The 9,599-nt window shown below is 65.8% G+C and carries 6 protein-coding genes; 2 read left to right on the plus strand and 4 right to left on the minus strand.

All coding sequences use genetic code 11. From position 1 onward, the window contains the following. The 3 genes from RUU78_RS11440 to RUU78_RS11450 all read right to left on the minus strand — a co-directional run. Positions 1–2,512 (minus strand): FlgD immunoglobulin-like domain containing protein (locus RUU78_RS11440; RefSeq protein WP_313916675.1); only part of this gene is annotated, 2,512 nt, incomplete at its 3' end. A 535-nt stretch (positions 2,513–3,047) separates the two neighbouring features. Further along, positions 3,048–4,460: an ATP-binding protein gene (locus RUU78_RS11445; protein WP_313916676.1), complete on the minus strand. Its 1,413-nt coding sequence runs from the start codon at positions 4,458–4,460 to the stop codon at positions 3,048–3,050. An 81-nt stretch (positions 4,461–4,541) separates the two neighbouring features. Next, positions 4,542–5,252 (minus strand): response regulator transcription factor, encoded by a 711-nt coding sequence (locus RUU78_RS11450; protein ID WP_313916678.1) that lies wholly within the window; start codon positions 5,250–5,252, stop codon positions 4,542–4,544. A 713-nt stretch (positions 5,253–5,965) separates the two neighbouring features. Here RUU78_RS11450 and RUU78_RS11455 point away from each other — a divergent pair. Together RUU78_RS11455 and RUU78_RS11460 are read left to right on the plus strand one after the other, a co-directional pair. After that, positions 5,966–7,624, plus strand: a complete 1,659-nt coding sequence (locus tag RUU78_RS11455; protein WP_313916681.1) for a DUF1800 family protein — start codon at positions 5,966–5,968, stop codon at positions 7,622–7,624. Positions 7,625–7,635: 11 nt separating this feature from the next. Next, a complete protein-coding gene (locus RUU78_RS11460) occupies positions 7,636–9,123 on the plus strand; it encodes a DUF1501 domain-containing protein (RefSeq protein ID WP_313916683.1) in 1,488 nt (495 codons plus the stop codon). 82 nt (positions 9,124–9,205) lie between these two features. On the opposite strand, the gene RUU78_RS11465 is transcribed toward RUU78_RS11460, so the two are convergent. Continuing rightward, positions 9,206–9,599 (minus strand): TonB-dependent receptor (locus tag RUU78_RS11465; RefSeq protein ID WP_313916685.1); only part of this gene is annotated, 394 nt, incomplete at its 5' end.

The following is a 9,599-nucleotide window of genomic DNA, read 5'->3' on the forward strand; positions in this document are numbered from 1 at the left end:
TGCATTGCACGGAACCGGTACAGGTGTAGGCACCGGCGCTTGTGACCGAGCCGAAGGTCTGGTTCGCGCTGAGCGTGTCGGTCAGCACGAGCGGCGAACTCAGGGTGCCGCCGCTGACCGTTGCGGTCAGGGTATAGGTGATGGTCTGGCCCGTGGATACGGTCGTGCCGCTGGCCGGGTTCGAGGTCTTGGCGACCGAGATCACCGGCGGCGGCAGGTTGTGCGTGACGCTGCAGGGATCGCAGGTCGGCGGGTTGGTGCCTCCACCGCCGCTCGGCACCACGTTGTTGGCCACACTGCCGGCGGCCGAGCTGTTCACCGTCACGGTATAGGTCACGGCATACGCGCCGGTCGCCGTTCCCGACGGCAGGGTGCAGGTCAGGCTGCCGCTGCAGCTGAAGCTGCCGGCGCTGGTCACGCTGCCGAAGGTCAGACCCGAGCCTAGCGTGTCGGCCAGAGTCAGGGTCGCCGTCAGCGGCGCATTGGCGACCGTGACGTTCAGCGTATAGGTGATGGTGTCGCCCACGTTGACCTGCGTGCCGGGCGCCGGCGTCGCGCTCTTGACGACGCTGACGATGGGCATCGCGACGAGGGTCTGCGCCGTGGCCGTGTTCGGCGCGGGCGCGCCTGCGGTTTCGTTCGTCGCGGCGATCGTCGTCGTGATCGGAATCGGTCCCGGATTCGTCGGCGCGACGACATAGTTGAAGTTGAAAGTCAGCGACTGGCCGGGTGTCAGGCTCGTCGGCATGCCGGTGAATGTGATCGTGCAGGCCGGAGCCGGGTTGTAGGTTGGCGTGACGCCGCCGGGCACCAGGGAGAACGCGACTGCCGCCGGACAGGTCGTCGGGGTCGCCGGGTTGCCGAGCGCGAGCGTGTAAGTCACACCGGTAGCCGTGGTATCGCCGGCATTGCTGAAGACGAAGCTGCCGTAGGCCGTGCCGCCGCTGATCACCGACGCGCTGACACTGACCTGGGTGGTTACGTCGACGCCGGCGGTCGGCGGCACGATGACCACGGGCTCGAGGAACTCGGGGGATTTCTCCAGCGCCCAGAGATCCAGGCCCTTGGCCGTGCCGAAATACTCGTTCGCGCTGTTGTTGCAGTCGCTGTTGCTGTCGTTGGAGCCGCCCCAGGAGCGGTAGTAGTTGCCGCTGCCGCCGAGATCGGCATTGGCCGAGTCGACGCCGAGCAGCGAATAGCTCGGCAGCGGCTGAGTGATCGCGCTGCCGGCGCCGCAGAGATGTCCGTTGAGCACGCCTACCAGCGAGCTGTTGGCGGTGCGATAGCCGCGATCGTCGTAGTAGACCGTGGTGTCCTGCGAGCCATTGAGCTTGGCCAGGGTCGGACCGCCGTCAACGTTGCCTTCGACGTCGACCATCGGGAAATGGATCTCGCCGTTGCGGCCGGTGATGCGGAAGGTGTAGTTGCCGGCCGGGAACGGCGTGTTGCTGTTGTCGCGTCCGTCCCAGAGCACGCTGTGGCTGCCGGTCAGTGCCGTGCCGGTCAGCACGCGGTTCAGCGGATTGGCCGGATCGAAATCGACGCCGTCACGGCTGACCACGATTTCGTAGGTCAGCGTGTTGACGGTGTTGAATGTGAAGACGCCGCCCGTGGAATAGCTCGAACTGTTGCCGCCGAGGTTGCCGACGAAGGTCGGCGAATTCAGCTGCGGTGAGGCCGGCACGGCCGGAATCGCCAGCGCGCTGAGCACGCGGTTGACTTCGGTCGCGTTCGCGCCGCCCGGCGAGACGTCGCTGAAGAAGATCGGATACTGCGGCGGCTGCGGGGTCACGCCGGCCGTGCCCGAAGGCCCAGCCGTCGCTGCCTGATTCGCGCCGCGGTAGTCGTGATACAGCGCCGAACCATTGGTGTCGATGAAGCCGGCCGCATTGGCATAGAACGCGGCGCGGTTCGGATCGAGGCCGCGGAAGCTCTGCCGGTAGCGATAGCCGTCGAGCGAGACGTAGTAGAGATCGTTGTAGAGCTGGCGGCCGTTGGCGTTGTTGTAGATCGTCCACGCGTAGGTGAACAGACGCCCGTTCAGATCGGTCAGCGACGAGGCGCCCGCGCGCACGGTCACGTCCCAGGCCGAGGTCAGGTTACCGGTCAGCACCTGCGGCGTGGCGACCGACGCAGTGTTGGTTGCACCGCCGCCGGTCGCGCCCGTGAAGCGCACGCCGTAGACGCCGGTGCTCGGCGCAACGTACCAGCAGGGTGCGAAGCCATTGGCGACCGTGGCCGTGCCATCGGCGCTGTTCGGCCCGGCGAGCTCCTCGGTGCGGCTGGCGATGGTGCCGCGACCGGTCTGGCTGCTGCAGCTGAAGTTGGCCGTGCCCGGAATGGTTTCCGAACCCTTGGCGCCAAATGACTGCGGGTTGTAGACGAAGACGTCGCCGCCATTGCTGCGGTTGCGCGAGCCGACCAGTAGGTACTCGCCGGCCTGCGCGTAGACGTAGAGGAACTGGTTGCCGGCCGCGACACCGGCGAAGTTGGTGGCGTTGCTGGCGTCCATGACGCCGCGCGAGCCGGCGGCGTCATACGTGCTCGGATACAGTGAGCGGCTGCCTTCGGCGAAGGCAGCCGTGCAGATCGGCAATGCCAGCAGCGCCAGCCATGCGCGTGGACTACGACGTCGCCGGGGTGTCGCAACACTCCCGGCCGCTTGAGTTGACGGCATAAGATCGTTCCCTTTGTAGAATTGCAACAATCGCTGCATTGTTAGCAGTGATATCGGGCCCAAGGATCGTCAATTCCGCCGTAGCGGGCCATGCGCGCGTGCTCACGCAATCTCACGAAATCTCACGCGCGAGGTCGCCTGCAGCGACCCTGCGAATCGGCGCACGAACACGGCGCGGCCTTAGACCCGCCGCGGAAAACCAGGGAAACCACGAGGAAATTCGCTATTTCGACAAGGGCACGTTCGCGCCGCATCGCGAATGCGGGGCGCGCAACGGCAAGACCGCAGCACAGCGCCGGCGACTTGCTCGCCAGCGCTGTGTTGCAATTGTTATTTTTCTTTCCCAGCCTGTGCCGCAGGCTGCGGCGTGTCAGGCGTTCGTCGCAAACGGCATTGCCTCGGATGAATCGCGAAGCGCGTCGGCCAGCGGCAGCTCGATACGGAACGTGGTTCCGCGACCCGGAGTGCTGTCGACCTCGATGCTGCCGCCGCAGACCGACACGATCTCGCTGATCACGGCGAGCCCAAGGCCGCTGCCCTGCCCGTCGGCGCTCGTCGTGAAGAACGGTTCAAACACGCATCGGCGCACGGCCTCGTCCATGCCGCGCCCGGTGTCGCTGAACGACAGCGCGACGCGCGCCGGCGCGAGCGCCTGCACCGCAATGCCGAAGCGGCCGCCCTCGGGCATGGCCGTGTTCGCATTCGCGGCGAGGTTCAGCACGACGAGTTCGAATTCGCTGCGGTCCATACGGACGTGCTGCGCCGACGCCGAGGGTTCGTACGCGATGCGCACGTCGGGGCCGAACAGCTGGTGCAGCATGGGCTGCATCTCGATCAGGGCTGCGCCGACGTCGAACACCTCGGGCATCGCGTCGCCGCGGTGGCTGAAGTTCGTGAGCTTGCGGCTGACCGCGCTCGCGCGTCGCGCAGCGGATTCGACACCGGCCAGTGCGCCGCGCATCTGCTCGTCATCGTCAGCGGCCAGGCCGCGCGCCGCGTAGCCGAGGACCAGGGTCAGCAGATGGTTGAAGTCGTGCGCGACACCGGCCGCGAGCCGGCCTACGGCTTCCACTTTCCGCGAGTGCACGAGCTGGTTGTACAGGCGCTCGCGCTCGACGATCTCCGCCTCGAGCCGCGTCTTGGCGCGCGCGAGTTCGTCGCTGCGCGCGCGTGCCGAAGCCAGGCTTTCGCGCAGCGCCGCCATGCTGCGGTCCACGACGACCGCTACGAACAGGAAGACGAGCGCACAGACCGCAGCGAACAAGGTGAGCCCATGCCAGGTGTCCGCGGTCGTGGCCTTGTTGATGTCCACGAGCGTGCCGGCCGCGAACGCGGCGACGATCCAGAGATACATCAGCCACAGCGCGCGCCGGCTGATCATGAGTCCGGCGACGACGAGCCAGGCAACCTGTATCGGCTGCTCGTAGGAATTCGACATCATTCCCTGGCTCGCATAGGCATGCATCAGCAGGACTGCGACGACCCCGAGCAGCAGACGCAGGGCGAGCTGAACGCGTCCTTTGCGGATCAGGACGACGCACAGGACGGCGAACACGCTGAGCCCGAGGCTCGCGATCATGCTCGGAGTCTCCGAGGCGCGCCAGGGCAGATCATTGAAGAACATCCGGTAGAACCAGAGCGGTGGCGGCAGCAGCGCGAGCATCAGCAGCACGACCTGAAGGGTCGGTGCATTGCGCCGGTCCACTTCGTCCGCAGCGGGTACGTTGCGCAGCCAATTGAGCCAGCCGCGCCAGACGCGCGTGACCGCGGAATCTCCAGACATATCCACTCCCGACTGTTTGCTGTGTTCTGTCCGATCGACAGGAATCGCCGCACCCCGCGGCGGATCGTCTCTACCGCTGCCTCATCCCCGCGGCACCAGCACGTAGCCGACGCCCCGCACGGTATGCAACGGCAGGACCGGCATGCCAGCGTCAGCTAACTTGCGGCGCAGGCGGTGCATCACCATGTCGAGGCGATGCGGATCGAAGGCGTTGGCATCGTCGGCGAGCACGGCGATCAATGCTTCGCGGAGCACCGTCGTGTTCGCCCCGGCGAACAGCCGTTGCAGCAGTACGCGCTCGGTCGCGCTGAGATCGATGGTCACGCCACTCGGCGCGCTCAGGCGCCAGCCATCTGCGCCGAGCGCCCAGGCGCCGCCGGCGTTGCGGTCGGGAGGCGCGAGTCGGCGCGCGACGCTGCGCACCGTCGCGCAGACGACGGCCGCATCGACGGGCTTGGTCAGGTAGGCATCGGCGCCGAGATCGTGGCCGCGCACACGGTCGGCCGTCGTCACGCGGCCGGTCAGCATGACGATGCCGACGTCGGAGTTTTCGCGCAGATAGCGCGCGACCTCGAAGCCACTCTGGTCCGGCAGACGGATGTCGAGCACGACGACCTCGGGCATGCGCTCGAACATCGCTTGGTATAGCTCGGCCGCACTGCCCGCGCCCACGACCTTGCAGCCGTCGGCGCGCAACGCGGGAGCGAGAATGGCGTCGCGCAGTTCCACATCATCCTCGACGATGACGACGTGCAAAGGCGAAGGCTGAAGCGCGGCGGAGCCTGAACTCATGTATCGATGATAGGGACTTGGCTGTTGAGTGGATACGGTAAGCGATGTAGCCAATCGTGACGAAATCTTTCCGCGCCGAGGACGAACGATGCGTGCTTTAACCCACTCGGAATCATCAATCCTGCTGTTTTTGGCGACTGCACGCGAAGTATTTCTGTAGCGCCTGTCGTCGACGACGCGAAATTAACATCTGTAAAAAAATGCGACGTATCCGGGCGCGGCGATGGATCGCAGGGCCGCCCTTCGTGATCCTCATCTTCGATCAACGGATCCGCGGACGCGCGGCGACGACCGGGAGGCGACGACCGGGACACGCCACATTGCGTCGTTCGGTGCCGGCGCGCAGCGGCAATAGTGCCGTTCGTCAACGCGATCGCTGCCGGGATGCGGCGACGCACCGCCGCGAACCCGCGTCGCCTGGTGGGGACATATCGGGTGTCTCGACGCGGCCCTTCGCTTGCTGTGGGCGACGACGACAAGCGCACCGCATCGGCGAGCGTCGGGGTGCGAGAGCGGAAAGCACGGTCGCAGCGACCAAAAACGTCACTATGTGTCGCTGCAGGAAAGTCGACTGTTGCGCGCAGTCATGCCGTCTACCGCAGGGTAGGTCAACCGCTACCGTTCAGCGGTGTTTCATCCGCGCTGTGCTGACGGTCACGCTGCGGGATTTCGCGCCAGCGTAACGTCTACCCGCCAGTTCCGGGGAAAACGCCATGTCTCTGACCAGCCGCTGCGGCGCACTGCTCCTGTGCGCCGCCTTCATCGCACCTGCCGCGCAGGCGCGCATCTTCTTCAAAGCCGGTTTCGAAGCGCCGACCGATGTGCCGGCCACCGACGCCGAAGCCGCCCGCTTCCTGACCCAGGCCACGTTCGGCCCCAGCCTGACCGACATCGCCCGGGTGCGTGCGATCGGCTACTCGGCCTGGATCCACCAGCAGATGAACCAGGTCCCGATGACAGCCGCGCGCCCGCACATGGAAGCGGTCAGTGCGGCCATGGTCGCCGCCGCCACCGGCGATACCATCGGCCAGAACCAGCGCATGAGCCGCTGGTTCCATACCGCCGCCACGGGCCAGGACCAGCTGCGCCAGAAGACCGCCTACGCGCTGTCGCAGATCTTCGTGATCTCCGACACCAACGGCAGCATCAGCGGTGAGCCGATCCAGATGAGCGAGTACTGGGATCTGCTCGCGCGCAATGCCTTCGGCTACTACCGCACCCTGCTCGACGAGGTCACCTACAACCCGTCGATGGGCAAGTTCCTGAGCCACTTCCGCAACCGCAAGGCGGGAACGGGCCGCGAACCGGACGAGAATTACGCGCGCGAAGTCATGCAGCTGTTCTCCATCGGCACGGTCGAGCGCAACCTCGACTATTCGCCGATGCTGCAGTCGGGCCAGCCCATCCCGACCTACGACCAGGCCGTCATCAGCAACTACGCCAAGGTCTTCACCGGCTTTGCCTACGCCAACGCCGGCACCAACCTGTTCGGTGGCACGAACACCTACCAGCCGATGTCCTGCGTCGCGACCGAGCACGACACGACGCTCAAGACTGTCGTCGGCGGCAGCACGATCCCGGCCGGCCAGAGCTGCGCCAGTGACGTGCGCGACGGCCTCAACCTGCTCGCCTCGCATCCGAACGTCGGCCCGTTCATCGCACGCCAGCTAATCCAGCGCTTCACGACCAGCAATCCGTCGCCGGCCTACATCACGCGCGTCGCGCAGAAGTTCAACAACAACGGCGACAACGAGCGCGGTGACCTGAATGCCGTGATCAAGCAGATCCTGCTCGACCCCGAGGCACGTGCGGCGAATCCCCCGGCCACCTTCGGCAAGATCCGCGAGCCGCTACTGCGCCTGACCGCCGTGCTGCGCGCATGGGATTTCCAACTGCCCGCCGCGACCCAGTACGGCGAGATCCGCATGGGCATGACCAACCCCACCGGCAGCTACGCGCAGCGTCCGCTCGGCGCGCCGACCGTGTTCAACTTCTACGAGCCCGACTACCAGCATCCGGGCGCGCTCGCCGACGCCAACCTCTATGCGCCGGAAATGCAGATCATCAACGAAGGCACCACGTATTCGATCTCCAACAGCTTGGCCGACTACACCTTCCGCTACTACGTCGGAATGACCAATCCGCCGACCGACCGGCCGCTGATCAACGTCTCCGCGCTGACCGCGCTGACGACGCCCGCGGCCATGGTCGACGAAGTCAACAAGCGCATGTTCTACGGCGCGATGACGTCCAACACGCGCACGACCCTGGTCAACATGCTGAGCTTCATGAACGGTGCATCGGCCAGCGAGAAAGCACGCTCGCTGCTGCAGATCGCCGCCATGTCGCCCGAATTCGCCACGCAACGCTGAGGACTGCCGCGATGAAACAGAAAGAGCAAGCCCGCCGGCAGTTCCTCAAGAATCTCGGCGTCACGCTGTGCGCCGGCGGCGCATCGGCAATGCTGCCCCAGCTCAAGCTGATGGGTTCGGCGCTGGCCGCGCAGACCGGCACGGTCGCCGGCTACCGCGCACTCGTCTGCGTCTACCTTGCCGGCGGCAACGATTCGTGGAACATGCTGCTGCCCTACGACACCGCACGTCACAGCGTCTACGCAGCCGCACGCAGTGGCATCTACAACGCCACGACGAATGCCGGCGGCCTGGGCATCGACCGCGCCGCGCTGACCAGCCAGTTCCAGATCACCGACAGCGCGACCGGCGCGCTGTACGCGGTGAACCCGGGCAACGCGACCTATCCGGGCGGCATGAGCGACCTGGCGACGATCTATCGCGCCAACAAGCTGGCCTTCCTGCCCAACATCGGCACCTTGATCCGTCCGATCACTAAGACGGAATACAACGCCTCGCCGGCGCTGCGCCCGCCGCAGCTCTACTCGCACAACGACCAGGAGAACCTCTGGCATCTGGCGCGTACGACGGCGACGAACACGGGCTGGGGCGGTCTGGTCGCCGATCGCGTGCGGCTCGACAATCTCAATCAGGCTCTGTCGCCGTGCATCTCGATGGCCGGCTCCAACCGCTTCGAAGTCGGCGAGAGCACGTTCCCATACCAGATGTCCTCGAACGGACTGACCGGACTGAGCAACATCTACAACGCCGCCAACAGCACCGGCGGCACCTACGGTTCGCAGCGCGCGGGCGCGCTCGACCTGCTGCTCAGCGACACGACCAACACGTCGCCGCTGACCAAGGAGTACGGCCGCACATTCAAGCGCGGACGCGACCTCTACGACCTCGTGAACTCATCGCTGACTGCGGCCGACAACTCGGGCAACGTAACGACCGTCTTCCCGAGCGGGAATTCGCTCGCCGATCAGCTCAAGATGGTCGCGCGCATGATCAAGATCTCGCGCGAGTCCAGCGGCCAGATCCAGCACAAGCGCCAGATCTTCTACGTGCGCGTGGGCGGATTCGACCTGCATGACGGCCTGATGGCGACGAACCAGAACGGTCACGGTGCGTTGCTCAATCGCGTCTCGCAGGCGCTGGGCGCATTCTGGACCGCGCTCGGCGAGCTGGGCGCGCAGAACGAAGTCACCGCGTTCACGATGAGCGAGTTCGCGCGCACCCTGAGTTCCAACGGCAATGGTTCCGACCACGCCTGGGGCGGCGTGCAGTTCGTGATGGGCGGCGCGGTCAACGGCGGACGCCTCTACGGCACCTTCCCGGACCAGACCCTCAACAACGCGATCAGCTTCTCGCGCGGCCAGACCATCCCCTCCACGAGCGTCGACCAGATGGCGGCGACGCTGGCGCGCTGGATGGGCGTGACATCGAACACCGACCTCGCAACGATCTTCCCGAACCTGATCAATTTCCCGACGTCGAATCTGGGGTTCATGGCTTAAAAGCAGAGACGAGTGCGGAGGAGTGAGAAAAGAGGAGACGGCGCCCCTCTCGTTTCTCACTCCTCTTCCCTGTTTTCTGCTTTCAGAATCGCGCCTTGAACTCCACGCCCCAGGTACGCGGCTCGTTGAGAAAGCCGTTGAGGTTGTTGAAGTCCAGGCCGCCGACGATGACTTCCTCGTCGGTGATGTTGCGGCCGAACAAGGCCAGTTCGTAGTCGCCGTAGTGCCAGTCGTAGCCGGCGCGCAGACCGCCTTCGAGCAGCGGCCCGCCGGTGAACTCCACCGACTCGTACAGGAAGAAGTTCACTTTGCTGCAATAGGCCCAGTCGGTGTAGACGAAGAACTCGCCGCCGCCCATCGGAATGCCGTAGCGCGCGGTCAGGTTGTAGACATTCTTCGGCGCCTGCGGCAGTGGGTTGCCGTCGATGCGCACGGTGCCGGCAACGCTGCCGGCCGGATCGAGCACCGTGCAGGGC

Source organism: Tahibacter sp. (assembly GCF_032229445.1).
Lineage (GTDB): Bacteria > Pseudomonadota > Gammaproteobacteria > Xanthomonadales > Rhodanobacteraceae > Tahibacter.

Excerpts from the sequence above, each read along its gene's own strand:
- RUU78_RS11450 (WP_313916678.1), bottom strand. The coding sequence starts at position 5,252 with ATGAGTTCAGGCTCCGCCGCGCTTCAGCCTTCGCCTTTGCACGTCGTC.
- RUU78_RS11455 (WP_313916681.1), top strand. The coding sequence starts at position 5,966 with ATGTCTCTGACCAGCCGCTGCGGCGCACTGCTCCTGTGCGCCGCCTTC.
- RUU78_RS11460 (WP_313916683.1), top strand. The coding sequence starts at position 7,636 with ATGAAACAGAAAGAGCAAGCCCGCCGGCAGTTCCTCAAGAATCTCGGC.
- RUU78_RS11445 (WP_313916676.1), bottom strand. The coding sequence starts at position 4,460 with ATGTCTGGAGATTCCGCGGTCACGCGCGTCTGGCGCGGCTGGCTCAAT.